Below are 24,961 nucleotides of genomic sequence, written 5' to 3'. Positions count from 1 at the left end.
GAATTAACTGGGAACGACCACCATCCGTCCATCTGCGGAGGCCCCATGGAGACACTCCCCGTCATCGACCTACGACCGCTGCGCGACGGCACCGATCCTGGAGCGGTCGCCGCCGCGCTCGACGCCGCATGCACCGATCTCGGCTTCTTCACCATCACCGGGCACGGTCTGGATCCCGCGCTGCGGGCCGCGACCATGGACCAGGCGAAGCGATTCTTCTCCCTTCCCACGGAGACGAAGATGGAGATCGCCATCGCGAAGTCCGACTGCCACAGCGGATATGTGCCCGCGAGAGCCGAAACTCTCGACGACGCCGTCGGTGCCGACACCAAGGAGGCGCTCGACATCCCCACCGACCGCGGCCCGGACCACCCCGACGTGATCGCCGGGACCCCACTGCACGGCGCGACCCAGTGGCCGGCGGCACTGATGCCCGGGTTCCGGGAGGTGGCCGACGCCTACGCGGCGGCGTGTTTGGACATCAATGCACACCTGATGCGAGGCCTCGCGCTCGCGCTCGGACTCGACGCGGATTGGTTCGCACCGATGTTCCGGGATCCCCTTGTGACCCTGCGGATGCTGCACTACCCACCGGTCCCCGCGAACGAGACAGCCCCGGGCGCGGGCGCCCACACCGACTACGGCTCGCTGACGCTGCTGGCGCAGGACGACGTCGGTGGACTTCAGGTCGCGGCGCGCGGCGGCTGGATCGACGTGACGACTCCGCCGGACGCTCTCGTCGTCAATCTGGGCGACATGATCGCGCGGTGGACGAACCACCGCTATGTTTCCACCCGCCACCGTGTCCTGGCTCCGGTCGGACGCGACCGGTACTCGCTGCCGTTCTTCGTGGCACCCGATTTCCACGCGCTCGTCGAGGCGATACCGACGTGTGTGGAGCCGGGAGCCGAGCCGCTGTACCCATCGATCACCGCCGGTGAGTACATGCTGTCCCGCTTCGACGCGACGCACGCCTACCTGAAGGCGCGGTCCGGCGCGGCGTGATCCGTCGTCTTGGATAGCATTACGACGCAACATGTTACGGATATCTTCGAACAATCTGTTTGCCGGTCGGTTAAGGATGCGTAACGCGGACCACCGGCTTGACAGGGCCCGGCGCGAGCGGCACGGTGAGAATTCGCACCGGTCCCGGACCCGCGCCGTCGTCCCGGCCGTGTCCGCTTCCGGTCGTCCCGGAATCGCCCACGGATCGGAGTTGCGCCATCGTGACTGCTACCTCTTCACCCGCTGCCGACGGTCTGCGGCCCCTCGGCACCGGCCTCGACATCACCGGCCTGTCGCGCCGGTTCAAGTCCGGCCGCGCCACGGTCACGGCGCTCGACAACGTGGATCTGCGCACCTCCGAGGGACAGTTCCTCTCCCTCCTGGGGCCGTCCGGTTGCGGTAAGTCGACGGTGCTGCGGATCCTCGCGGGCCTCGACCACCCGGACGCCGGCACGGTGCTCGTCAACGGCATGAGCCCCGAGGAACTCCGCAACGCCCACCAACTCGGTGTGGCCTTCCAGGATTCGGCACTGCTGCCCTGGCGGACCGTCGAGGCGAACATCGCCCTGCCCCGGCAGGTAGCCGGACTTCCCGCCGAACCCGAGTTGGTGCGCGAACTCATCGAACTCGTGGGACTGCGCGGCTTCGAGAAATCGAAACCCGCGCAACTGTCGGGCGGTATGCGGCAGCGTGTTTCGATTGCGCGAGCGCTGGTGCTACGCCCGTCGGTGCTGCTGCTCGACGAACCCTTCGGTGCGCTCGACGACATGACGCGCCAGCGCCTCAACCTCGAGCTGCAGCGGATCTGGACCGAGAAGCCCGCGACCACCCTGATGGTCACGCACGGTATCGCCGAGGCCGTGCTGCTGTCGGACGCGGTCGCGGTGATGAGCGCACGGCCGGGCCGGGTGCTCGATGTCGTCCCGATCGACCTGCCGCGTCCCCGCGCCGCAGAGACGATGCGCAGCCCGGAATTCCACGCCTACGTCGACATGCTGTCCGCGCTGCTGTTCCAGGGGGCAGAGGCGGCCTAGCGGCCGGTGTGCCTTTGTGGCGGTCCCAGCCGCCACAAAGGCACACGGGCGCGTCAGCGCCCGAGCGCCCTCCAGACCCGGTCGCGGGAGATCGGCAGTTCGTACGGCCGCACCCCGATCGCGCGACGCACCGCGTTCGCCAGTGCGGGCGCGACGGGGTTGTACGGTGCCTCGCTCATCGACTTCGCGCCCATCGGACCGATGGTGTCGAACGTTTCGACGAAGTGCACCTCCGTGCGCGGCACGTCCGCGTACTGCGGAATGTGGTAGTTGCGCAGCACATTCGTCGTCACCCGGCCGAGGTTGTCGGTGATCAGTTCCTCGTAGAGGGCCGTGCCGATGGCCTGTGCGACGCCGCCTTCCACCTGGCCACGGCACTGTTCGGGGTTGACGACCGTGCCGGCGTCGGCGGCCTGCACCGACTGCAGAATCCGGACCTCACCGGTCCGCACGTCCACCGCGACCCGGAAGCCGTGCACGTTGAACGACAGCGACCGTGGCAGACCGCCGTGGTTGCCCTCGGCGCGCAGCGGCTCACCGGCCGCCTCGAGCAGTTCCGCGGGGGTGACCAGCACATCCCCGGCCCGGGCACCGTCCGGTTCGAGGACGACCGCGTCGGCGTCGGTGCCGGTCAGTTCGGCGGCGAGTTTGCGGATGCGGCCGTGCAGTTCCCGCGCCGCCGCCAGCAGGGCCTTGGCCGCGACCACCGTGCCGGAGGATCCGTAGGCACCGGTGTCGTGGGTGGTGACGTCGGTGTCGGATTGCCGGACCTGGATCCGGTCGGGGCTGGTGCCCAGTTCGGTCGCGGCGATCTGGGTGTGCACCGTGGTGGTGCCGTTCCCGAACTCGGCGGTGCCGACCCGGGCGAGATACGTTCCGTCGGGCTGCAATTCGATCGACGTGTCGGCGTAGTGGCCGCCGGGCGGGTTGGACGCGATCATCGACAGCGCCATGCCCTCGCCGATCCGCCACTGCTCCCCCACCGGCGCCACCACATCGTTGCCCCGCGACAGGGCCTCCTGCACGACGTCGAGACACTGGTCCAGCCCGTAACTGCCGAACACCAGGTCCGCGCCCTCCGGGTGCGCTCCGATCAGATCGTCGCCCGGCACCACCACGTTGCGCCGACGCAGCTCGAAGGGGTCGATCCCGAGTTCCAAAGCCAGCTCGTCCATCGCGGATTCGACGGCGAAGATCACCTGCCCGAGGCCGTAGCCGCGGAACGCCCCGGACGGCCGGTTGTTCGTGTACACCGACTGGGCGTCGACGCGCTTGTTCGGGCAGCGGTACACCTCGATCGATTCGCCGCATCCGTGGAACATGACGCTCGCCGAATGGTTTCCGTACGCGCCACCGTCGTTGAGCACGTCGATCGCCAGCGTGGTGAGGATCCCGTCGGCGTCCGCGGCGACGGTGACGTCGACCCGCATCGGATGCCGGCACGGTGCGACCGTCAACTGGTCGCTGCGGGTGAACTCCCACTGCACCGGACGTCCGGTCCGCAGCACGGCCGCGGCGACGACGTCCTCGACCAGCATCTCCTGCTTCCCGCCGAACCCGCCGCCGAGCCGCGCCGTGAACACCCGCACCCGGTCGCACTCGAGCCCGAACACGTGGCACAGTTCGTCGCGGACGAGGAACGGCACCTGCGTGGAACTGCGGATCACCAGGCGTCCGTCGTCGTCGATCCAGCCGATGGCCCCGTGGGTTTCGAGGTGCGTGTGCTGCACGCGCTGGGTCTGCCACCGGCCACGCACGACGGCGGTAGCCGCGGCGATTCCGGCGTCGATGTCGCCGACCCCGCCGTGCACCTCGCCGATGATGTTGCGGGACGGATCGCCGATGCGCGACTCGGATCCCTTGCCGGCGTGCAACAGCGGCGCCCCGGGTGACCGTGCCTCGTCCGGGTCGAGGACGAACGGCAGCACCTCGTACTCGACCTCGATCAGGCGGCACCCCTCCTGCGCGATCGCCGGGGACTCGGCGACGACCGCGGCGACGCGCTGCCCGTGGAAGCGCAGCACCCGGTCGAACAGGAGGGTGTCGTCGGGATCTTCCTCCCGGTTCTCGTGGCGGGCAGTAGAATACGCGATGTCCGGGGCGTCCCGGTAGCACAGCACCGCGTGCACTCCCGGCAGCGCTTCGGCCGCCGAGGTGTCGATCGCCGTGATGCGGGCGTGCGCGTGCGGGCTGCCGAGCACCGCGATATGCAGGGCCCCTTCCACGACGGTGTCGAACGTGTACGGCTCGGTTCCGGTGACCACGCGCGGACCGGCCGGTGCGGCCTGCGACCGCCCCAACGACGGCTCGGCCCCGGCATATTCGACGTTGGTGACGCCACGCAGGGAATCGTCGATGGACCGGTACCCGGTGCACCGGCACAGGTTGCCCTTGAGCCGGTTCGGCAGGTCGTCGAGGTCGACGTCGGTGAATGTCGAGGCGGTGACGATCATTCCGGCGGTGCAGAACCCGCACTGGAATCCCGCGGCGTCGACGAACCGACGCTGCAGCGGGTGCAGGTTCTCGGGGGTGCCGAGCCCGGAGACGGTGGTGACCTCGTGGCCTTCGATTCGCTGTGCGGGGTAGATGCACGAGTGCACCGCTTCCCCGTCGACGAGGACCGAACAGGCGCCGCAGTCGCCGGCGTCGCATCCCTTCTTCACCTCGAAGTGGGTGTTCTCGCGCAGCAGGGTGCGCAGGCACTGCCCGGGCCGTGCCGGGGTGTCGATCTCGCGGCCGTTCACGGTGAACTTCACGACAGCTCCTCACAGATCTCCCCGGCGAGCACGGCGGTGACCGCGCGCCGCCAGTCCGCGGCCCCGTGGGCATCGGTGTAGTAGGCGGAATCGGGAATACGCTCTGCCAGAGCTTCTTCCAGCTCGCGCGAATCCGGGGCCCAGTCGAAGGTCAGCACGTACGGCCGGTCGGTGGCTGCGGTCACGGACAGCGCGACCGCCCCGTCCGGGTCCCGCCGTCCGATCACGACCGCACCCGAGCGACCGAGCGGGGACAATGCGATCTTCCGGAACGCGGTGCGCGCCTGCAACATCGGTGCAGGGATGTGGATACTTCGCACCACGTCTCCGGCGCCGAGGACATTGGTGGCGATTCCGGTCACGAAGTCCACCACCGGGATCCGTCGATCGGAGCCGTCCGCCGACCAGATCAGCACCGTCCCGTCCAGGGCGGAGACGAGGGAGATCATCGCGCCCGCGGGGAACGACAGGCACAGGTTGCCGCCGACGGTCGCGCGTTTCCAGATCTTCCACGACGCCAGCAGCGCGGAGGCGCACTGCCGGAACAGTGGTGCAGCAGGCCATGTTTCGGATCCGGACAGGTTCGCGATCCGTTCCACCGTGCAGGTCGCGGCGATCTCGAGGCCGTCCTCGGTGACGGTGAGCGCCGGCCATTCCAGTCCGGTGAGGTCCACCAGCCGGTTCAGGTGCGGCTGCGGCTCGGAGAACAACCACGTGCCGCCGCCGACGTAGGCGGTGGCCGGTCCTGCCGCGAGATCGTGGCGATCGCGGGCCACCCGGTAGTCGGTGACGGTGTGCAGATCCACGGTACTCACCCCGCCTTCGCGACGAGCGCCCGGTGGGCGGCGGCAACCTCACACGCGACGGTGTCCTCGTCCACGGTGAGGACCTCGTCGCGGCGCACCACCTCACGGCCGTTGACGAGCAACAGTTCGAGAGGCGGCTGCGAGCCGAGCACGATCGCCGCGACCGGATCGGTGATCCCGGAATGGGCGAGGGTGTCGATCCGCCACAGCGCGAGATCGGCGAGCTTGCCGATCTCGACGGACCCGATCTCGTCCTCGCGACCCAGCACCCGGGCACCGCCGATCGTGGCGAGTTCGAGGCTCTGGCGCACCGTCATCGCGCGGGGACCGCTGCGGGCCCGCGCGAACAGGGCCGCGTGGTGGGCTTCCTCGAGCATGCAGCACGATTCGTTGCTCGCGGCCCCGTCGACCCCGAGGCCGAGCGGAACCCCGGCGGCATACAGGTCGGCGGCGCGCGCGATGCCCGCGCCGAGCCGGCCGTTCGACGTCGGGCAGTGCGCGGCGCCGGTGCCGGACGCGGCGAGCACCCCGATGTCGCGGTCGTCGAGGTGCACCGCGTGCGCGTACCAGACGTCCGGGCCGGTCCAGCCGAGCGACTCCATGTACTGCACGGGATTGCATCCGAATCGCTCGAGGCAGAAGTCCTGCTCGTCGAGGGTCTCGGCGAGGTGCGTGTGCAGCCGCACCCCGAGGTCGCGGGCGAGCACCGCGGACTGCCGCAGCAGCTCGGTGGTGACGGAGAACGGAGAGCACGGCGCCAGCGCGATCCTCAGCATCGAATCGAACGACGGATCGTGCCACTGCTCGACCGCGCGCCGGCTGCCCTCGAGGATCGCATCGAGATCCTCGACGATGTGATCCGGCGGAAGCCCACCGGCGCTGGTGCCCAGGTCCATCGAGCCGCGGCACGGATGGAACCGGATGCCCACCTCGGCGGCCGCGGCGATCTCCGCCCCGAACACGTCACCGCCCTCGCGCGGCACGACGTAGTGGTGGTCGGTGCTGGTGGTGCACCCGGTCTTCGCAAGATGCGCGAGCGCGCCCTTCGCGGCGACGTGCACGGCGTCGGCGTCGATCCCCGCCCACACGGGATAGAGCGTGGTGAGCCATTCGAACAGGGTGTGGTCCACGGCGAGCCCGCGGGTGATCCACTGGTACAGGTGGTGGTGGGTGTTGATCAGCCCCGGCGTCAGCACGCATCCGCTGCCGTCGACGATCGTGGCGTGGTCGTATCCGGCCGGTTCACCCGCACCGATCCGGGTGATGCGGTTGCCTTCCACGACGACATAGCCGCGCGGGTGCTCGGTGCGGGCGGAATCCATCGTGACCAGGTAGGCATCGCGGATCACGATCGGTGCCGTCGGCTGTTGCGGATCCATGGGCGCTGCTCCTCACCTCGTGAACAGTTCCAGTGAACTCCCGATTCGTCGCAATATCCCGGGCACCATCGACGAAACCGAATCGAAACGGCGGTTTCCTATTGTGCGATCGTCCAAACCCGTGGATCCGGCGGCGGTGACCCGCCGGACCTCGCCCGGAAGGGGTGACGATCGTGCTGCTGCAGGACGTCCTCGACACACCCGGACTCGGCATCCGGCTGCTGCACGGCGACGCGGCCGCGCTCGCCCGCCCGGTGCACCGCGCGTGCACCACCGACATGCCCGACCCGACGCGCTACGTCAGCGCCGGATCGCTGGTGTTCACGGGTCTGGTGTGGCGCCGCGCGCCGGAGGACTCGGAGGTGTTCGTCGCGCACCTCGCGCGCGCCGGGGTCGCGGCCGTCGCCGCCGGCGAGGCCCTGCTCGGCGAGGTGCCCGCGGATGTCGTCGACGCCTGCGCCCGGCACGGGCTGCCGCTGCTCGCGGTGCCCGACGACGTGCCGTTCAGCACCGTCCTCGAGCACCTCACCCGGCAGTGGTCCAGCGCCCGCATGGACCGGCTGCAGACCGGCCTGGCCCGCCAGCGTCGGTTGCTCGCCGCGTTCGCCGACGGTCACGCGCTCGGTGAGCTGCTCGCCCGTGTGTGCCGCGAATTCGACGTTCCGGCATGGGTGTTCAGTGCTACCGGCACGCTCGTCGCCGGCAACGACGAGCTCGGGGAATCGGTGATCGACGCGTGCTGCGACGTCGCGCTGTCGGCGCCGCGTTTCCCCGCCGAGATCCCGAACGGATACACGGTGCTGCCGGTCGGCTCGGCGCTGCGCGACCGCACGACCGCCTGGTTCCTCGTGCTCGGATCGGCCGCCGCCCGCAGCGAGGACTGCCTCGACGCGTTCACCGAACTCGCCACGGTCGCCGCGCTCGAGCGGGTGCGGCGCGAGGACCGGCTGCGCGCGGCGTGGGACACGGCCGACGCGCGCGGCGTCGCGGACGCCGCGGGTGCGGCCCACCCGGCCGGCACACCGCTCGTCGCGGTCGTCGTCGAGCGGACACCTGCCGCGACGCCCGAGCAGCACGTCGCCCTGCGCGCGGTGGTGAGCGACGCGCTGCCGTCGTGCGTGACCGGTATCGACGCGGCCGGGCGCACGGTCGCGGTGGTGGCGGGCACCGAATCCGACGTCGTCGCCGTGCTGCAGCGCCGGCTCGGGCGTCTCGCACCGGTACTGGCCGGTACCCGGATCGCGGTGGGGGTCTCCGGCACGTGTGCCGGAGAGTCGATCGACGGCGGCATCCGCTCGGCCGAGTCGGCGGCGGCCATCGCCCGTGGGGACACGGGTCCGGTGTCGGTGCGCGCCGCGGACCTGGATTCGGCGGTGGGCCTGCTGTCCGCGGTGCCGGACCGGGTGCGCCGCGCCTTCGCCGACCGCACCCTGGGGCAGGTCCTCGACTACGACCGACGGACCCGGGCGGGCCTGATGACGACGCTGGAGGCGTTCCTGGACTGCGACGGCTCCTGGCGTCGCACCGCCGATCGGTTGCACCTGCATCCCAACACCGTGCGCTACCGGATCGGGCGGGTCGAGGCACTCACCGGCCGCAACCTCGCGCATATCGGCGACCGTCTCGACGTGTTCCTGGCGGTGCGGGCTCTGGCCTGACCGACTGTCCCGGCCGAGGATTCACGCACGTCCGGTGTACTCGTCCCAGGCGCTGCCGGCGTCGGGGGCGTCCTCGCGCTGCACGGTCACGTGCATGAGTCCGTAGGGGCGGTCGTCGGCGTGGAACACCTCGCCGCGGTTCGCGATGCCGAAGCGGTCGAGGTCGTACAGGAAATGGTGCTTGTTCGGTGCCTGCAGACGGATCTCCGCGAGATAGGGGAACGCCTCGAGCACCGCGCGGCCCATCTCGAACAGCGTCTGCTGCAGGGCTTTCGACTGCAGGTTCGCGAACCGGTCGAGCATCACCGCGCGCACACCCGCGTAGGTCCGATCCCAGTCGACTGCGAGGTCCGTGTATCGCCACCGCGCGACGAGGCTGGTCGCAAGAACCCGGTCGTCGGTGGGCTCGAGCACCGTGAACGAATCTTCGAGGAAACCGGCGAACTCGGAACCGGTGGACTTGAGGACCACCAGATCCTTCAGCCCCGCGACGACCCATTCCCGGCGGGTGTCGCCGGAACCGGTGACGGTGATCGCGGCGGTGCGTACCTCCGAGCCCTTCCGGGTCCACGTGTGCGGATGATCGCCCACCCGCTCCCACGGGAAGTTCTCGATCTCGATGCGCGCGGAGGACACCGGGCCGATGTCGTCGACGAAGTGCCGGGCCAGCGCCAGCCCGTAGTCCTCCACGGACCCGTTCGAGTGCGTGGCGGCGTAGGCGAAGATCGTCTGCTTCTGACTGTCGGTGGGCAGGACGTTGTGCTGGTCGCCCGTCACGTGAGCCGCATCGAAGTCGCCGCGCAGACTCGACGTGACGTTCAGGTCACGGATCTTGTGCCGGACGGTGTCGCGAAAGATGCGCACGACCCGGTTCTCGGCCTTGCCGTAGCGATTGGAACCGAGGACGATCCGGCCGGTGAGCGGGTCCATGGGTCAGCTCCCTCGGTAGGTGGAGTACGCGTACGGCGACAGCAGCAGCGGCACGTGGAAGTGCCTGTCGCCGTCCGGAATGCGGAAGGTCACGACGACCTCCGGATAGAACGACTCGACACCGCGCGCGTCGAAGTACTCGCCGGTGGCGAACGTCAGCGTGTAGGTGCTGGGCTCGAGCGGTCCGTCGCCGAACGATCCGATGCGGCCGTCGGCGTCGGTGACCCCGGACGCGAGCGGGGTGCCGTCGGCCGAAAGGGTCACCGCCACTCCGGTTGCGGGGGCGCCGGAGGTGGCGTCGAGGATGTGCGTGCTCACAGTGTTCACTCGGTATCTCCTGTGTCCTGAGTGACGACTCCGCCGTCGGTGCCAGGGACGGCGACTGCATCGTCGATCAGCAGTTCCAGCCGGAGGCGGTTGATGTCGGCGAGCGCGGCACGAACTTCGCCGCGTTCGATCGCCGCGTCGTTGCCGAGCCGCCGGTTCAGGATCTCGAGCAGCTCATCGGCCGAACGGCCCGCTGCCCGCACGAGATACACGTGCCCGAACTTCTCCTCGTAGGCCCGGTTTCCGGCGGCGAGCGCCGCGCGCACCCCGTCGGCCGCGGTCGCCACCGACGACTGCTCCCGCTGCGACGCCGCGCTTTCGCTGCGCTCCCCGATCCGCGGATGCCCGGCGAGGGCATCGTCGAGTTCGTCGTCGCTCAGCGCCAGCGCCTGTTCAGTTGCGTTCCGCAACAGAGCGTCTCGATTGCCGTACGGACGGGCGGCGGCCACCCGGCGTGCCCACGCCGGACTGCTGCAGCAGGTCAGCAGCAGCGCGACGGCGTCGGCCTCGGGCAGCGCATCGAATGTCGCACAGTCCACGATTCCTCCGATCTGTTCCGTCTCCACCTTGACGGATCGGCGCTCGCGGCGCCGGGAACATCGCGACAACGTTCACCGGCTGCGCACGGCAGGCTTTGGAGGATCGACCAACACCGCGAGGATCGATCGAGCTCGGGAGATCAGCCGACACGGGCCACGCGAGCGGACATCTCCATGATCTGCCCGCGCAGCCAGGTGTGTGCGGGGTCGGACTCGTGCACCTCGTGCCATACCGCGTACTGCCGCACCGGGGCCAGCGGAAACGTCGGTTCGAGGATTCGGATGTCCGCACTGCCGACGAGGCGGGACGCCAACCGCTCCGGGATCAGGGTGACCAGGTGGGTTTCCTCCAGGGCGTACGGCATCACCGCGACGTTCGCGGTGGTCGCGCCGACCCGGGCGTATACACCGACGCGCGCGAGCGACCGGTCGATCTGGCTGCTGCCGTCGTGGGCGGCATACGACAACAGCGGGTACCGGGCCAGCACCTCCGGGGTGAGCTCGGTTCCCCGGTGCGGATGCGCGGTCCACACCGCACCGACGAACCGGTCGGTGAGCACGAGCGCGCGGCCGCAACGGTCGAACTGCGGTTGTTCGAGCAGATGGTCGGGCAGGATGGCCAGATCCACGTCGTGCCGGTGGAACGCGGCGAGGCTCCGCCCGGTGACCGGCCGCAGGTCGAACTGCACCGCGGTCGTGCGGTACCGGTCCGACTTCATAAGGACGCGGAGCAACGCGACTTCGGCGTAATCCCCTGCCAGCACGGTGAACACCCGCGAGTCCCGGGCCGGGTCGAAGTCCGGGGGGCTGAGAATCGAGCGTTCGACGGTGGCCAGCACGCTGCGCAGCGGCTCGACCAACGCCAGCGCGCGCGGCGTCGGGCGCAGGGAGCGACCGTCCTTCACGAGGATCGGGTCTTCGAGTTGCTTGCGCAGCCGCGCCAAGGCGGTGCTCGTGGCCGGTTGGGACATGTGCAGTCGCTGCGCGGCCCGGGTCACGTTGCACTCGGCGAGCAACGCGTCGAGTACAACGAGCAAATTGAGATCGACCCGCCGCAAATCCACCATGCCTCCCCCGCACGCCCCACTGTGAAATTCCACCGGATCCTAACCCGCGCTCGGTCCGACCCCACTCGTACTCATACGCCCAGCGATATAGGTGCTATTCGAATGTGCCCGCGACCTTGTGCACGGCCTGCACCGTTCTTACTCTGACAGCCTGAATCCCCCCGAAAACTGTTTCGACATCGCCATTTTCGTGTATACCGCCGATTCGGCCGGCTCGGCGGTGCCAGAAGCTCGAAAGGAACGGTCCTTCCATGAGCCGCGCATCGCGACCGTTCCCGTCCTATTCACCGCAGAACTGGCGCCTGTGGCGCAAAGTCACGGTGGTGCTGTGCCTGCCGGTGATCGCGGCAAGCCTGTTCGGCGCGTCCCGCGTCAACCGGCTGGTGGAGGAGTCCTCGCACTACTCGACGCAGTCCGAGCAGGTGGCCGTCCTCCCCGCCCTGACCGAGTACGGCACCGCCATCGCGGGTGCCGGGGCCGCGACGATCCTGGGCCTGCCACCGGAGAACGGCGCACAGATCGCCGACGAGGCCGACGACGCGATCATCGAGTTGCTGCGCAGCGGCGACCTCGATCCCGCGATCGCGGCACCGCTGGCGCGGGTCCTCGAAGACGGTAAACAGCTGCTGGGCAGCGCAATGTCGCGGCAGATGGCTCCGCTCGAGGCGAGTGAACGCGTCCGTGAATTCGTCTCCCGAATGACCCACGCGTACCGCACGATCATCAACTCGTCGGCGAACCCCACGGTGCTGACCGAAGGCGACATCCTCCTCGACAGCTGGACGATCCAGTGGGTGCTGCTCGATCAGGTCGTGGCGTTCTCGTCGATGCGCGACGAACCCGGCTCGGCGCTGCTCATGTGGAACAACGCGATGGGCACGGAGCTCGCCCAGCTGCGGGTGCTCGCCGACACGGTTCCCGACCGCGCACCCGTCGACGCGCTGATCGCCGAGGTCGAGAACCGGCGTGCACTCACCGCGAACCTCGACGACGAGACCGCCGATGTCGGCGCGCTGCGCAACTCCCTGTTCGGTGCACTGATGTCGTACAACGAGTTCGTCGACTCCTCCGCCCAGAAGATCGTCACCACGCTCGACGAGCTCGCGTCGAGCACCCGCACCGAATCGTGGCGTGACGGCATCGCCGTCGGGACGGTGCTCGTCCTCGCTGTCGTCCTCGCCATCGCCATGTCGATCTCACTGGTCCGGCCGCTGCGGCGTCTGCGCGACGACACGCTCCGCGCTGCCGAACACGATCTCCCCGAAGCGATCGCCGGCATCCGCGACGGAGCCGATATCGAGACCGTCGACCTGCCGCCCGTCGGGGTGCACACCCGCGAAGAGGTCGGTCAGGTGGCCCGCGCCGTCGACTCCATGAAGTCCGAGGCCCTGCGCCTCGCCGGCGAGCAGGCGCAGCTGCGGCGGCAGGTCAACGAGATGCTCGAAACTCTCGCTCGCCGCAACAAGACGCTCGTCGAACAACAGCTTTCGCTGATCGAGTCTCTCGAGTTCGAGGAGAAGGACCCGAATCGGTTGCACAGCCTGTTCACCCTGGACCACCTCGCCGCACGCATGCGGCGCACGGGTGATTCCCTGCTCGTGCTCGCCGGAACCCGGCAGCGTCTCGGGCGCATGCCCGACACCCCGCTCGGCGATGTGCTGCGCGGCGCCGCCTCCCAGGTCGAGAACTACGAGCGCGTGCACATCGGGTCGGTGCCGGCCGGGAATCTCGTCGGCAGCGCCGTCGCCGACGTCGTCCATCTCGTCGCCGAGCTGCTCGACAACGCGCTGCGCGCCTCCCCGCCGAACAGCACGGTCAGGTTCGCGTTCTCCGGCGCCGTCGACGGCGGGATGCTGCTCGAGATCGCCGACCAGGGCATCGGGATTCCGCCGGACGACCTCGCGGAGATCAACGCACGACTCGCCTCCAGCAGTGAGCACGCCACCGGCGCGACCCGGCGCATGGGTCTGTTCGTGGTGGGCCGGCTCGCCGAGCGCCACGGCATCACCGTCCGGCTGCGCCCGACCTTCGATTCGGCAACGAACGGTGGCATCACGGCCAGCGTGTACCTGCCGACGAAGATCCTCAGCGGCACAAGCCATTTCGTCGACCCCTATCACGTCGAGCCGCGGAGGCTGCCGGGCGAGGGCTACGACCCCGAGTCCTACGCCGGTGCTGTCGAGCCTTACCAGGGGGTGATGCAGGAGCCGGACGTGGATTCGTCGGCGACCACGCAGCAGTGGCAGACCGTCGGTGCGGCAACCGGTGCGCAGTACCGCGCTCCGTCCGACCAGTGGCCGGCGGAGCCGTGGCAGGCGCAAGGTCCCGACACCCAGCCGTGGACACCGCCGCGGTGACACTGCCTCGGTGACACTGCCTCGCAGGCCTCGGTGACACCGTCTCGTTGACACGTCTGCGACCGTGGAACCATGAGCGCCCCGCGGATCGATGTCCACCAGCACGTGTGGCCGGAACCGTTCCTGGCCGCCCTGCGGGCCCGTGAGGCCGCGCCGCGGCTCGACGGCTGGACCCTGCACACCATCGGGGAGCCGCCCTACCGGGTGCAGCCCGGCGACCATTCCGTCTCGGCGCGTGCCGAACTCGCCGCAGCCGACGGAATCGATCTTGCGCTCGTGTCGTTGTCGAGTCCGCTCGGTATCGAGTCGCTGCGCGCGGATCAGGCCCGCCCGCTGCTCGACGCCTATCACGAAGGGGTGCTGGCGCTGCCCCGCCCGTTCGGGGCGTGGGCGGCAGCCGGACTCGACGACCCCGACCCGACGACGCTGCGTGACGTCCTCGGCGCCGGGTGTGTGGGTCTGCAACTTCCCGCGAATGCGATCGCCGACGAGGCCGGGTACGACCGGTGCGGCCCGCTGCTGGCCGAACTCGAACGGCAGGACAAGCCGCTGTTCGTGCACCCGGGTCCGGTGGCCCCGGGCGGGCCTGCGTGGTGGGCTGCGATCGTCGGGTACGTCGGGCAGATGCACGCGGCCTGGTTCGCGTGGCACGAGTACGGCGCGCCCCGGTATCCGCGGCTGCGGGTGGTGTTCGCGATGCTCGCCGGGCTCGCGCCGTTGCACACCGACCGGATCGCCGCGCGTGGCGGGCCGGACGGACACCCCGGGACCGGCGTGTTCGTGGAGACGTCGTCGTACGGGTCCGGGACCGTCGACGCGGTGGCCGCGCAGCTCGGTGCCGACCGGATCGTGCTCGGCTCGGACCGCCCCTACGCGCCGCCGCTGAGCGTCGGCGCCGGGGACCGGCGGCTGCGGATCGACAATCCTGCGAGGCTGCTGTGGCCGAGATCCCTCACACAAAACCCTTGACAAAGCGAACGATCACAGATGACATGGTCGGCATGCATCCTTCGGCGACCCCGCGACTCCGCGGGCATCATGTGGACCTCGTCCACGTCGCCGGTGGTTCCTGTGGCTGTTGTTGCTGTTGTTGTCACGACTGACCCAGCAACCCTGCCTGTCTTTCGGGTGCGAACGCGCCCGCAGTTCTTCGAGGAACCACGATGCCCGCCTCCGTTCTCTCCCGTACGTCCGTCGATCTCGCCGCCGTCGCCCGCTCCATCGCCGACGACCCGGACCGGTGGCTGCCGATCGTCCGGTACGACGCGCAGGAACGCTGGTACACGCGGCTCACGTTCACCGACGAGTACGAGGTGTGGTTGCTCAGCTGGCTGCCCGGGCAACGAACCGGCGTCCACGACCACGGCGGTAGCGCCGGGGTGTTCGCGGTCGCGGACGGCTCGCTGCGCGAGATCGTCGTCGAAAATCCACGCGACGGCCTGCTCGAAGGGTTGGAGCCGACCCTGTCCACCGCGGAGTACGACGCGGGACAGGCCCGCGAGTTCGACAGACATCACGTCCACGAGATCGTCAACGCCGGCGACCGTCCCGCCGTGTCCGTGCACGTCTATGCCCCGGCCCTGAGCAGCATGCACCGCTACCGGATCGAGGACGGGATCCTGCGTCTGACGAGTTCCGAACGCGCCGGGGCCGATTGGTGACAAATCCGGCACGAGTCGGGGTGTCGGGTTAGAGTCGGTCGGTCGCCGACTGCATTGGAGATCCCTCGATGAAGAGTCTCGTGCGTACGTTCGCCGCCGTGGCCGCCGCAGCCGTGGTCCTCACCGCGTGTTCCGGCGGGGACACCGACGATCCGCTGGCATCCGGAGACGGGAACGGCAGCGTCGTCGTCGGATCCGCCAACTTCCCCGAGAACGTCCTGCTCGCCGAGATCTACGCGCAGGCCCTCGAGAGCACCGGCGCCGACGTCACACGCCGGTTCAACATCGGAAGCCGCGAGATCTACTACGACCAGGTCGTTTCCGGCGGCATCACCGTGCTGCCCGAGTACAACGGTGCGCTGCTCGCCCGCGTGAACCCGGACAGCACCGCGACCACCACCGACGACGTGAATGCCGCACTGCGCGAGTCCCTTCCGGACGGCGTGGAGATCCTGGACTCGGCGAGCGCCGAAAACAAGGACGCGGTGGTCGTCACGCGGGAGACGGCGGACCGCTACAACCTGGAGAGCATCGCCGATCTGGCGCCGGTCGCCGGCGAACTCGCGATCGGCGCGGCCCCGGAATTCGAGACGCGGCAGCAGGGTCTGGTCGGGCTGAAGGACGTGTACGGCGTCGAGTTCCGGCAGTTCGTCCCCACCGACACCGGCGGGCCGATCACGATCGCCGCGCTCGAGGACGGCACCGTCCAGGCCGCGAACATCTACACCACGGATCCGTCGCTGTCGACGAAACCGTTTGTCGCGCTCGATGATCCGCAGACCCTCTTCGGAGCACAGAACGTCACTCCGCTCGTGCACCGCGCCGACCTGTCCGACGAGGCCGTCGAGACCCTGAACAAGGTGTCCGCGCAGTTGAGCACCGAGGATCTGATCGTCCTGGTCGGGCAGGTCGTGACCGAGGGCGGCGACATCGACGTGGTTGCCGCGGAATGGTTGCAGTCCGCCGGCATCGGGTAGGACACGACGGTGATCACGTTCGACAACGTCGAGAAGCGCTATCCGGACGGCACGGTCGCGGTCGACGGACTGAGCCTGGAGGTGCCGACCGGCACCCTCACGGTCCTCGTCGGACCGTCCGGCTGCGGGAAGACGACGTCGCTGCGCATGATCAACCGGATGGTCGATCCGACCGCCGGGCGGGTGCTGCTCGACGGCAAGGACGTTCGCGAACAGGACCCGCAGACGCTGCGGCGCGGCATCGGATACGTCATCCAGCACGCCGGCCTGTTCCCGCACCGCACCGTCGTCGACAACGTGGCGACGGTGCCGCGGCTGCTCGGGGCGACCCGCAGGCAGGCCCGGGCGACCGCCCTCGAGGTGCTCGAACGGGTCGGGCTCGGAGCCGAGTTCGCGCGGCGCTATCCGGCCCAGCTGTCCGGCGGCCAGCAGCAGCGCGTCGGCGTGGCCCGTGCGCTCGCCGCCGATCCCCCGGTGCTGCTGATGGACGAGCCGTTCTCGGCCGTCGACCCGGTGGTGCGCAAGGAACTTCAGCAGGAACTGTTGCGCCTGCAGTCGGTACTCGCCAAGACGATCGTGCTCGTAACCCACGACATCGACGAGGCGATCACCCTCGGCGACCGGGTCGCGGTGATGCGGCCGGGCGGGACCCTCGCGCACTACGGACCGCCGGAGGATCTGCTGACCGCACCGGCCGACGACTTCGTCGCCGACTTCCTCGGCACGGACCGCGGCGTCCGGCTGCTGTCGTTCTTCCCGTCCGACGACCTGCCGCTGCGCACCGACCCGGTCGTCACCGCCGGAGACGACCGCATCCCCGGCGGCGAACAGTGGCTGCTGGTCGTCGACGACGATCGGCGTCCGGTCGGCTGGCGCGACGCCACCGGTGGACCGGTCCCCGCGAGCCGCGGATTCGTCCCCGGCCGGGATTCGGTGCGGGTCGCGCTGGACGCGGCGGTGCTCTCCCCCTCCGGGCACGCCGTGGCCGTCGATTCGGACGGCCGAGTGCTCGGGGTGATCAGCCAGGAGGAACTGGCCGCGACGATCCGCGCGCACCATGCCGCCCGCTCCGTCGACGTCACCGAACGGACCGACGCGTGAACCTCGGAATACCGTCCTATCTGGGCAGTTTCACGGAACTGCTCGTCGACCACCTGGCGATGGCGCTGGGGGCGTCGCTGCTGGGGCTGGTCGTCGCGCTGCCGCTGGGGTTGCTGTGTGTGCGCCGTCCGCGGTGGTATCCCCCGGTGCTGGCGGGCGCGAGCGTGCTGTATTCGATTCCGTCCCTTGCGTTCTTCGTGCTGCTCATCGCGTTCACCGGGATCAGCCGCACGACCGTGGTGATCCCCCTCGCCGTCTACACGCTCGCCGTGCTGATCCCCAACGTGGTCGACGGTCTGCGGGCGGTGCCCGAGAGCGTGCGCCAGTCGGCCACCGCGATGGGCTACTCGGAGACCCGCCGGCTGCTGACGGTGGATCTGCCGATCGCGTTGCCCACGGTGCTGGCGGGCCTGCGGGTCGCGACGGTCGCGAACATCAGCATGGTCAGCGTCGGCGCGCTCATCGGGATGGGGGCGTTCGGGTCGCTGTTCACGGCCGCGGTCCAGCTCGACCGGCTGGGTCTGGCGATCACCGGCATCGTGGTCACCGTGGTCATGGCGCTCGTCGTGGACGCCGCGCTGCTGGGGGTGCAGTGGCTCGCGACGCCGTGGCTGCGGCGAACACGGACACAGGGGCGAACACGGACACGGGGGCGGACGCGCAGGAGTGCCCGATGAACACACGGAGCGGTGCGCCATGAACACACGGAGCGGTGCGCCATGAATACACGGAGCGGTGCGCCATGAACACACTGCTGCACTACCTGGGCGAGTACTTCGGCACGTCCGCGAACTGGACCGGACCGGGCGGCATCCCGACCCGGCTGCGCGAGCACTTCGGGTACACGCTGCTCGCGCTGGGTCTCGCGTTCGGGATCGCGTTCCCCCTCGGCCTGTGGACGGGACACACCGGCCGGGGCGGTGCCGTGGTCACGCTGATCGCGAACTCGGCGCGCGCCCTGCCCACCTACGGTCTGCTCGTGCTGCTCGTCGTGCTGTCCGGGATCGGTCTGGTGCCGGTGCTGATCCCGCTGCTCGCGCTCGCGATCCCGCCGATCCTGCTCAACACGTACGAGGGGATCCGCGGTGTCGATCCCGCCCTCACCGACGCCGCGCGCGGGATGGGGATGACGCGACGGCAGGTGCTGTTCGGGGCGCAGCTGCCCGTCGCACTGCCGCTGATCCTGGTGGGAACGCGGACCGCGGCGGTGCAGATCGTCGCGACCGCGACCATCGCCGCGGCCGTCAGCTTCGGCGGGGTGGGCCGCCCGATCGTCGACGGGCTCGCCCGCAACGACTACACGCTCGTCGTGGGTGGGGCGGCGCTGGCCGCGGTGTGCTCGCTCGTGGTACTTGCGATCTTCGCGGGGCTGCGGCGGCTGCTGGTGTCCCCGGGCCTGCGCTGAGCCGGCAAACGTGTCGTACCCCCGGTTCACACTGGTGTTCGAAGAGATGGTTCGACACCTGATGGTTCGACACCTGATGGTTCGACACGGGAGGCGAGCGCCATGAACACCGGGCGCGGGACGTACTTCAGTTGGACATCGCGACGGGTGATGCTTCCGCGGACACTGACGGCGGTGGTCACGGACCCCGCGTCGCAGTCGGGGCTGACGATGGACCGGCGGGTGGTCACGGAGACGGTGCGGGGACGTCTGGTCGCGTACCACGACGCCGAAGAGGATCACGACTACGTGGCCCTGATGGTCGGGGACGTGGAGGGCGGCGAGGACGTGCCGGTCCGCGCGGTCGGCGAGGAACGCCTGCTGCTGGAAGGTGGGCGCAGCGGACTGCCCGCGGAGATCCTCGTCGGCACCGGCGACCTCGACGAGGCCGCCGAGCAGCGCGAACTGGACCGGCAGCTGTGCTGCGACGGGCCGTTGCGGTGCCTGCTGTGTTTTTCCGGCGCGCGGTCGGTCACCGTCGACTGGTGTTCGGTGGCCGCCGCGTGACCCGCCGCGGCGCGGACCACGCGCGAGACGTTCGTCACGATCGGGAGGCGTCGACGTCGGTGGCGCCGACGTCGAACGATGGCCGGGAGGCCCCATCGGCCCGGGACCTCGGACCTGTATCCATGGTCCTGGAACAGGTTGCAGCCGAGCCGTTTCCGAAAGCCGGAGGTCGTCGCCGCATCACGCGTGACGCCTAGAGTCGAATCCCGGTCGTCCCCCCCGTACCGATCGGGAGAGGACACGCGACGGAGGTGACGAACGCAGTGGATTCGAGGCAGTGCTCGCTGATCCGGACCAACTTCGAGTCGCTGACCGACAGCCCCGACCGGACACACGCCCTGTCCAACTCGTTCTACTCGATCCTCTTCGCGCGCCATCCCGAGACACGCGAGTTCTTTCCCGCGACGATGGCCGGCCAGCGTGATCGGATCGTGCGCGGCCTGGCACACATCGTCGACGGGCTGGACCGGCCGGAATCGGTCCTGCCGCTCGTCCGGCAGCTCGGGCGCGAGCACCGCAAGCACGGTCTCGACCCCTCCCGATTCGCCTGTCTCACCGAGGCACTCGCACTTGCGGTCGAACAGGCGAACGGCGAGAACTGGACGCGGGATCTCGCCGAATCATGGTGTACTGCACTCGATCTCATTACCACCGCGATGTCGGAGGCGGCCGAGGCCGACGAGGGACCGGCCGCGTGGGTCGGCACCGTCATCGAGCATCGCCTGGTCACCGACGACATCGCCGTGATCCGATTGCAGCTCGACAAACCCATGGATTACGCCGCCGGGCAGTACGTCAGTGTCCAGGTGCCGGGGCGGCTGCGTATGTGGCGGTACCTGTCCCCGGCGATACCGGCCGACCGTACGGGGCTGATCGAGTTCCACGTCCGGCGCGTGTCCGGCGGCTGGGTCAGCCCGTCCATCGTCCGGCACACCCAGGTCGGGGAAACGTGGGTGCTCGGTTCACCCCTGGGCTCCCTCGGCGCTCGCGACGACGGCGACCGCGCGGGCCGCCCCCGCCTGATGATCGCGTCCGGCACCGGTATCGCACCGATCCGCGCGCAACTCATGGCGATGGCGCAACGGACCGACAACCTGCCCACGCACGTGTTCTACTCCGGGCGTTTCCCCTACGACCTCTACGACCTGCCGACGCTCGAGTCCCTGGCCCGGATCTCCCCGTGGCTCACGGTGGTCCCGGTCGTCGAGAACACGGAGACCCCGCTCTGGCACACCGGTTCGTCCGGCCCCGGCACTGCTGTGCGCGAGGGCGTCGTGGGGCAGGTCGTCGCGGAGCACGGCACGTGGACCGACCACGACGTGCAGATCTGCGGATCACCGTCGATGGTGCGGGCCACCACGTTCCGCCTGCGCGCCGCGGGCGTGCCGGTCGCGCGCATCCACCACGACCCGCAGCCCTGACGCCCGCTCAGATGCCGGGGATGAATCCCGGGTAGACGTAGTGTCCGGGACCGCCACCCGGCAGCGTCGACCCGGTGACGGCCGGGAAGTTGAACGGCAACCTCACGAGCTTGTGCGGGTTGCCGTCCCGATCGGCCTGCCAGCAGTCCATCAGCACGCCGTGGAAGGCGGTGCACACGATGCGGGTGCTGTTGCCGAACGGCGACGTCAGCCGATCCCGGGCGACGAGCGGGTTCCAGAAGTCGGGGTTGTCCGGGGTGAGGAATCCGCTCGTCTCGTACGGACCGATGGCGCTGGGTCCGTCGGGCACCGGCGGCCATTCGTCGGCGGCAGCGATGCCCGCACCACCGACGCCGACGAGGCCGGCGCCCACCACGATCGCGACGAGACGGGCAGCACGTCGAGCAACTCTGCGCATGTTCGTGCCCACTTTTCTCCCCGACCTCGGATTGCGAACTGTCGCATCACCTTAACGGTGACGAGCGGACTCGTGCGATCTATCGGGTGAGTGCGGGCTCCGATTCGGTGGCGAGCCAGGGCAGCTTGCCGGCGAGCAGTGCGTCGACGCTGAACTTGCCGGCACCGACGACCGCGAGCAGCAGCGCACCCGCGCCGAGCGCGAGGACCAGTTCGTATCCGCCGTCGGACACCCACAGGCCGTTGCCGATGTGGGTGATGAACAGCGCGCCGATCATGTTGAGGAACAGGAGGCCGCCGACGATCGGGGTGAGCACGCCGACGATCAGCGCGAGGCCGCCGAGGACCTCGATCCAGGTCGCGAGGAAGGCGGACACCGCGGGCACCGGGGCGCCCATGGCTTCGAATCCGGCCTTGGTGCCTGCGAAGCCCCAGGAGTTGACCTTCTGCAGGCCGTGCGCGAGGAAGATGACGCCCAGCGCGATGCGGGCGAGGAGGATTCCGGTGTCGCGGACAGCGGGATTGTTCATTGCGAACCCTTCGAGACGGACGGACGCCGGCGCTCGCGCAGACACCCTGATGGTTGATGCTTCAACTAGAAGGTACGGAGCTGAAGTTGACGTGTCAACCAAGTTCACCGGACCGTTCCACTCAGCGGTACGCCGCGCTGTTCCCCAGCCCGTACACCCCTCAGGCTGAGAGACATGTCGCAGAAAATCGATACCGACACCGCCGCGATCGGCGAGGCCGCGGAGCGCCTGCTCACCGCCGCGGCCAGCGGAGTGCCGTGCGCACCCATCCGTGACCTCATCGGAGCGACCGACATCGCGGTCGCCTACGAAGTGCAGAAACACCTCACCGAGGCGAAGCTCGCCGCGGGCGCGACGATCGTCGGCCGCAAGATCGGCCTGACGTCGCCCGCAGTACAGGCACAGCTGGGTGTCGACCGCCCCGACTTCGGTGTGCTGTTCGACGACATGGTCTACGACGAGGACACCGTCATTCCGATCTCGCGGCTGCTGCAGCCGAAGGCCGAGGCCGAGGTCGCGTTCGTGCTCGCCGAGGATCTGGCCGACGGTCCCCTCGACGTCGAGCAGGTCCGCGGCGCGGTCGCCTACGCGGTCGCCGCCCTCGAGATCGTCGACAGCCGCGTCGCCGACTGGGACATCAAGTTCGCCGACACCGTCGCCGACAACGCGTCGAGCGGCGTGTACGTTCTCGGCGGCCGACAGGTCACACTCGACGAGTTCGAACCCATCGCCGCCGAGATGACCATGTCGATCAACGGCGAGACCGTGTCCACCGGCAACGGCGCGGCATGCCTCGGCGACCCCCTCAACGCCCTGTCCTGGCTCGCGCGCACCGCACGCGAGTTCGGCGAACCCCTGCGCGCCGGACAGGTCGTCCTCTCCGGTGCTCTCGGCCCGATGGCGCCGCTCACCGGAGGCGACGTCGTCCGCGCCGACATCACCGGCCTCGGCTCGGTGACCGCGACGTTCTCGAAGGAGGAACAGTGACAGACACGACTCCGGCACCCGCCGGCAAGAAGACCAAGGTCGCCATCATCGGCTCGGGCAACATCGGCACCGACCTGATGATCAAGGTGATCCGCCTGAGCAACGTCCTGGAGATGGGCGCGATGGTCGGCATCGACCCCGAATCCGACGGCCTCGCCCGCGCGAAGCGCCTCGGCGTGCCCACCACCCACGAGGGCGTCGACGGCCTCATCGCCATGGACAACTTCGACGAGATCGACATCGTCTTCGACGCCACGAGCGCCAAGGCACACATCGCGAACGCCGAGAAGCTCGCTCCGCTCGGCAAGCTCCTCGTCGACCTGACCCCCGCCGCCATCGGCCCGTTCGTGGTGCCCGCGGTGAACCTCGACGAGCACCTGTCGGCGCACAACGTCAACATGGTCACGTGCGGCGGCCAGGCCACCATCCCGATCGTCTCCGCGGTTTCGAGTGTCACCCCGGTCCCGTACGCCGAGATCGTCGCGTCGATCTCGTCGAAGTCGGCCGGCCCGGGCACGCGCGCGAACATCGACGAGTTCACCGAGACCACGTCCCACGCGATCGAGAAGGTCGGCGGCGCCGGACGCGGCAAGGCGATCATCATCCTCAACCCGGCCGAGCCGCCGCTGATCATGCGCGACACCGTGTTCTGCCTCATCGGCGATCCGTCCGAGGAGACGCACGAGCGCATCCGCGCCTCCGTGAAGGACATGGTCGCCGAGGTCGCGACCTACGTCCCGGGCTACCGCCTCAAGCAGGAAGTGCAGATCACCCCGGTTCCCGAGGACCGGCCGGTGCACACCCTCGTCGGCGATGCCGCTGTGACGCACCAGGTTTCGGTGTTCCTGGAGGTCGAGGGCGCGGCCCACTACCTGCCCGCGTACGCAGGCAATCTCGACATCATGACGTCGGCGGCACTGCGCGCCGCCGAGCGCATGGCAATCCGTACCACCTCGGAGGTGTCCGCATGACCAAGATCTTCGTCCAGGACGTCACCCTCCGTGACGGTATGCACGCCATCCGTCACCGCATCTCCCCCGAGGATGTCGGACGGATCGTCGCCGCCCTCGATGCGGCCGGTGTCGACGCCATCGAGGTCGCCCACGGCGACGGTCTCGCCGGCGGTTCGGTGAACTACGGCCCGGGCAGCAACACCGACTGGGAGTGGATCGAGGCCGCGGCAGCGCACATCGAGAACGCGCGCCTGACGACCCTGCTGCTGCCGGGCGTCGGCACGATCGCCGAACTGCGGAAGGCCTACGACCTGGGTGTCCGGTCCGTCCGTATCGCGACGCACTGCACCGAGGCCGACGTCTCCGCCCAGCACATCGCGACCGCGCGTGAACTGGGCATGGACGTCTCCGGCTTCCTCATGATGAGCCACCTCGCCGAGCCGGCGAAGCTCGCGGAGCAGGCCAAGCTCATGGAATCCTATGGCGCACACTGTGTCTACGTCACCGACTCGGGCGGCCGGCTCACCATGAACGGTGTCCGCGACCGCATCCGCGCCTACAAGGACGTTCTCGACGAGGGCACCGAGATCGGCATCCACGCCCACGAGAACCTGTCGCTGTCGGTGGCCAACTCGGTCGTCGCCGTCGAGGAGGGCGTCTACCGCGTGGACGCGTCCCTCGCGGGACACGGTGCGGGAGCAGGCAACTGCCCGATCGAACCGTTCATCGCGGTCGCGAACATCAACGGCTGGGAGCACGGCGCCGACCTGTTCGCGCTGCAGGACGCCGCCGACGACATCGTCCGTCCGCTGCAGGACCGCCCGGTCCGCGTGGACCGCGAGACGCTCACGCTCGGCTACGCCGGTGTGTACTCGAGCTTCCTGCGTCACGCCGAGGCCGCGTCCAAGCAGTACGGCGTGGACGTCCGCACGATTCTGCTCGAGGTCGGCCGCCGCCAGCTCGTCGGCGGTCAGGAGGACATGATCGTCGACATCGCGCTCGACATCGTCGCCGCCGGCAAGGCAGAGACGGTCGGCGCCGCGAGCTGAGCGCTCGATCGCGTCGAAACACGGGTGATCCCCGGCCGGATGTCCGGCCGGGGATC

The 24,961-nt window shown here is 69.5% G+C and carries 24 protein-coding genes; 15 read left to right on the top strand and 9 right to left on the bottom strand.

What is annotated here, in order from left to right:
• Window positions 1-45 precede the first annotated feature (45 nt).
• Window positions 46-1,005 carry an isopenicillin N synthase family oxygenase gene (locus M1M07_RS14500; RefSeq protein ID WP_248674715.1) on the top strand — a complete coding sequence of 320 codons (960 nt, stop codon included), beginning with the start codon at window positions 46-48 and terminating at the stop codon, window positions 1,003-1,005.
• Window positions 1,006-1,226: 221 nt separating this feature from the next.
• The gene (locus M1M07_RS14495) at window positions 1,227-2,039 is read left to right on the top strand and encodes an ABC transporter ATP-binding protein (RefSeq protein WP_248674714.1); all 813 of its coding nucleotides are present in this window, start codon (window positions 1,227-1,229) and stop codon (window positions 2,037-2,039) included.
• Between the two features lie 53 nt (window positions 2,040-2,092).
• Here the strand turns inward: M1M07_RS14495 and M1M07_RS14490 are convergent, their stop codons facing one another.
• The 3 genes from M1M07_RS14490 to M1M07_RS14480 are packed head-to-tail and all read right to left on the bottom strand — an operon-like array spanning window position 2,093 to window position 6,980.
• Entirely contained in the window at window positions 2,093-4,795 is a 2,703-nt protein-coding gene (locus tag M1M07_RS14490) for a molybdopterin-dependent oxidoreductase (protein WP_248674713.1), read from the bottom strand.
• Complete coding sequence (locus tag M1M07_RS14485; protein ID WP_248674728.1) at window positions 4,792-5,601, bottom strand: xanthine dehydrogenase family protein subunit M; 810 nt, start codon at window positions 5,599-5,601, stop codon at window positions 4,792-4,794. Before M1M07_RS14485 ends, M1M07_RS14490 begins: the two co-directional genes overlap by 4 nt.
• Before the next feature lie 5 nt (window positions 5,602-5,606).
• Window positions 5,607-6,980, bottom strand: a complete 1,374-nt coding sequence (locus M1M07_RS14480) for an 8-oxoguanine deaminase (protein ID WP_248674712.1) — start codon at window positions 6,978-6,980, stop codon at window positions 5,607-5,609.
• Window positions 6,981-7,144: 164 nt separating this feature from the next.
• On the opposite strand from M1M07_RS14480, the gene M1M07_RS14475 reads away from it, so the two are divergent.
• Window positions 7,145-8,638, top strand: a complete 1,494-nt coding sequence (locus M1M07_RS14475; protein ID WP_248674711.1) for a PucR family transcriptional regulator — start codon at window positions 7,145-7,147, stop codon at window positions 8,636-8,638.
• Between the two features lie 21 nt (window positions 8,639-8,659).
• On the opposite strand, the gene pucL is transcribed toward M1M07_RS14475, so the two are convergent.
• The 4 genes from pucL to M1M07_RS14455 all read right to left on the bottom strand — a co-directional run bounded on the left by pucL (window position 8,660) and on the right by M1M07_RS14455 (window position 11,501).
• Complete coding sequence (gene pucL / locus M1M07_RS14470) at window positions 8,660-9,568, bottom strand: factor-independent urate hydroxylase (protein WP_248674710.1); 909 nt, start codon at window positions 9,566-9,568, stop codon at window positions 8,660-8,662.
• Between the two features lie 3 nt (window positions 9,569-9,571).
• Entirely contained in the window at window positions 9,572-9,895 is a 324-nt protein-coding gene (uraH, locus tag M1M07_RS14465) for a hydroxyisourate hydrolase (RefSeq protein WP_248674709.1), read from the bottom strand.
• On the bottom strand, window positions 9,892-10,434 hold the full coding sequence (gene uraD / locus M1M07_RS14460; RefSeq protein ID WP_248674708.1) for a 2-oxo-4-hydroxy-4-carboxy-5-ureidoimidazoline decarboxylase: 543 nt from the start codon (window positions 10,432-10,434) through the stop codon (window positions 9,892-9,894). Before uraD ends, uraH begins: the two co-directional genes overlap by 4 nt.
• A 140-nt stretch (window positions 10,435-10,574) precedes the next feature.
• On the bottom strand, window positions 10,575-11,501 hold the full coding sequence (locus M1M07_RS14455) for a LysR family transcriptional regulator (protein ID WP_248674707.1): 927 nt from the start codon (window positions 11,499-11,501) through the stop codon (window positions 10,575-10,577).
• Window positions 11,502-11,752: 251 nt separating this feature from the next.
• Here M1M07_RS14455 and M1M07_RS14450 point away from each other — a divergent pair, with 251 nt between their 5' ends.
• The 9 genes from M1M07_RS14450 to M1M07_RS14410 all read left to right on the top strand — a co-directional run bounded on the left by M1M07_RS14450 (window position 11,753) and on the right by M1M07_RS14410 (window position 20,969).
• Window positions 11,753-13,858: an ATP-binding protein gene (locus M1M07_RS14450; protein ID WP_197252712.1), complete on the top strand. Its 2,106-nt coding sequence runs from the start codon at window positions 11,753-11,755 to the stop codon at window positions 13,856-13,858.
• 72 nt (window positions 13,859-13,930) lie between these two features.
• Entirely contained in the window at window positions 13,931-14,827 is an 897-nt protein-coding gene (locus tag M1M07_RS14445) for an amidohydrolase family protein (protein ID WP_231610717.1), read from the top strand.
• Window positions 14,828-15,021: 194 nt separating this feature from the next.
• On the top strand, window positions 15,022-15,519 hold the full coding sequence (locus M1M07_RS14440; RefSeq protein WP_248674706.1) for a cysteine dioxygenase family protein: 498 nt from the start codon (window positions 15,022-15,024) through the stop codon (window positions 15,517-15,519).
• Between the two features lie 68 nt (window positions 15,520-15,587).
• Entirely contained in the window at window positions 15,588-16,496 is a 909-nt protein-coding gene (locus M1M07_RS14435) for an ABC transporter substrate-binding protein (RefSeq protein WP_248674705.1), read from the top strand.
• A gap of 9 nt (window positions 16,497-16,505) precedes the next feature.
• On the top strand, window positions 16,506-17,597 hold the full coding sequence (locus M1M07_RS14430; protein WP_248674704.1) for an ABC transporter ATP-binding protein: 1,092 nt from the start codon (window positions 16,506-16,508) through the stop codon (window positions 17,595-17,597).
• The gene (locus M1M07_RS14425) at window positions 17,594-18,274 is read left to right on the top strand and encodes an ABC transporter permease (RefSeq protein ID WP_248674703.1); all 681 of its coding nucleotides are present in this window, start codon (window positions 17,594-17,596) and stop codon (window positions 18,272-18,274) included. Before M1M07_RS14430 ends, M1M07_RS14425 begins: the two co-directional genes overlap by 4 nt.
• A 65-nt stretch (window positions 18,275-18,339) precedes the next feature.
• Window positions 18,340-19,002 (top strand): ABC transporter permease, encoded by a 663-nt coding sequence (locus M1M07_RS14420; protein WP_248674702.1) that lies wholly within the window; start codon window positions 18,340-18,342, stop codon window positions 19,000-19,002.
• 174 nt (window positions 19,003-19,176) lie between these two features.
• A complete protein-coding gene (locus tag M1M07_RS14415) occupies window positions 19,177-19,548 on the top strand; it encodes a hypothetical protein (RefSeq protein WP_248674701.1) in 372 nt (123 codons plus the stop codon).
• A 263-nt stretch (window positions 19,549-19,811) separates the two neighbouring features.
• A complete protein-coding gene (locus M1M07_RS14410; protein ID WP_248674727.1) occupies window positions 19,812-20,969 on the top strand; it encodes an FAD-binding oxidoreductase in 1,158 nt (385 codons plus the stop codon).
• A gap of 7 nt (window positions 20,970-20,976) precedes the next feature.
• Here M1M07_RS14410 and M1M07_RS14405 read toward each other — a convergent pair whose 3' ends face one another.
• Entirely contained in the window at window positions 20,977-21,387 is a 411-nt protein-coding gene (locus tag M1M07_RS14405) for a hypothetical protein (protein WP_248674700.1), read from the bottom strand.
• A gap of 79 nt (window positions 21,388-21,466) precedes the next feature.
• A complete protein-coding gene (locus tag M1M07_RS14400; protein ID WP_248674698.1) occupies window positions 21,467-21,916 on the bottom strand; it encodes a DoxX family protein in 450 nt (149 codons plus the stop codon).
• Window positions 21,917-22,090: 174 nt separating this feature from the next.
• Here M1M07_RS14400 and M1M07_RS14395 point away from each other — a divergent pair, with 174 nt between their 5' ends.
• Genes M1M07_RS14395 through dmpG form a run of 3 tightly spaced genes read left to right on the top strand, consistent with a single transcriptional unit; the run spans window position 22,091 to window position 24,905 of the window.
• The gene (locus M1M07_RS14395) at window positions 22,091-22,903 is read left to right on the top strand and encodes a 2-keto-4-pentenoate hydratase (protein WP_197252704.1); all 813 of its coding nucleotides are present in this window, start codon (window positions 22,091-22,093) and stop codon (window positions 22,901-22,903) included.
• On the top strand, window positions 22,900-23,874 hold the full coding sequence (locus M1M07_RS14390) for an acetaldehyde dehydrogenase (acetylating) (RefSeq protein WP_197252703.1): 975 nt from the start codon (window positions 22,900-22,902) through the stop codon (window positions 23,872-23,874). Before M1M07_RS14395 ends, M1M07_RS14390 begins: the two co-directional genes overlap by 4 nt.
• The gene (gene dmpG, locus M1M07_RS14385) at window positions 23,871-24,905 is read left to right on the top strand and encodes a 4-hydroxy-2-oxovalerate aldolase (RefSeq protein ID WP_197252702.1); all 1,035 of its coding nucleotides are present in this window, start codon (window positions 23,871-23,873) and stop codon (window positions 24,903-24,905) included. The genes M1M07_RS14390 and dmpG overlap by 4 nt, the downstream gene beginning before the upstream one ends.
• Window positions 24,906-24,961: the final 56 nt, after the last annotated feature.

The sequence above is a fragment of the Rhodococcus sp. HM1 genome (assembly GCF_023218075.1).
In the GTDB taxonomy this organism is placed as follows: Bacteria; Actinomycetota; Actinomycetes; order Mycobacteriales; family Mycobacteriaceae; genus Rhodococcus.
Note: the sequence above shows the minus strand (reverse complement) of the source record. Positions and strands in the feature narration are given on the sequence as shown.

Excerpts from the sequence above, each read along its gene's own strand:
- M1M07_RS14500 (WP_248674715.1), top strand. The coding sequence starts at position 46 with ATGGAGACACTCCCCGTCATCGACCTACGACCGCTGCGCGACGGCACC.
- M1M07_RS14480 (WP_248674712.1), bottom strand. The coding sequence starts at position 6,980 with ATGGATCCGCAACAGCCGACGGCACCGATCGTGATCCGCGATGCCTAC.
- pucL (WP_248674710.1), bottom strand. The coding sequence starts at position 9,568 with ATGGACCCGCTCACCGGCCGGATCGTCCTCGGTTCCAATCGCTACGGC.
- M1M07_RS14455 (WP_248674707.1), bottom strand. The coding sequence starts at position 11,501 with ATGGTGGATTTGCGGCGGGTCGATCTCAATTTGCTCGTTGTACTCGAC.
- M1M07_RS14450 (WP_197252712.1), top strand. The coding sequence starts at position 11,753 with ATGAGCCGCGCATCGCGACCGTTCCCGTCCTATTCACCGCAGAACTGG.
- M1M07_RS14445 (WP_231610717.1), top strand. The coding sequence starts at position 13,931 with ATGAGCGCCCCGCGGATCGATGTCCACCAGCACGTGTGGCCGGAACCG.
- M1M07_RS14440 (WP_248674706.1), top strand. The coding sequence starts at position 15,022 with ATGCCCGCCTCCGTTCTCTCCCGTACGTCCGTCGATCTCGCCGCCGTC.
- M1M07_RS14435 (WP_248674705.1), top strand. The coding sequence starts at position 15,588 with ATGAAGAGTCTCGTGCGTACGTTCGCCGCCGTGGCCGCCGCAGCCGTG.
- M1M07_RS14420 (WP_248674702.1), top strand. The coding sequence starts at position 18,340 with ATGAACACACTGCTGCACTACCTGGGCGAGTACTTCGGCACGTCCGCG.
- M1M07_RS14405 (WP_248674700.1), bottom strand. The coding sequence starts at position 21,387 with ATGCGCAGAGTTGCTCGACGTGCTGCCCGTCTCGTCGCGATCGTGGTG.
- M1M07_RS14400 (WP_248674698.1), bottom strand. The coding sequence starts at position 21,916 with ATGAACAATCCCGCTGTCCGCGACACCGGAATCCTCCTCGCCCGCATC.
- M1M07_RS14395 (WP_197252704.1), top strand. The coding sequence starts at position 22,091 with ATGTCGCAGAAAATCGATACCGACACCGCCGCGATCGGCGAGGCCGCG.
- dmpG (WP_197252702.1), top strand. The coding sequence starts at position 23,871 with ATGACCAAGATCTTCGTCCAGGACGTCACCCTCCGTGACGGTATGCAC.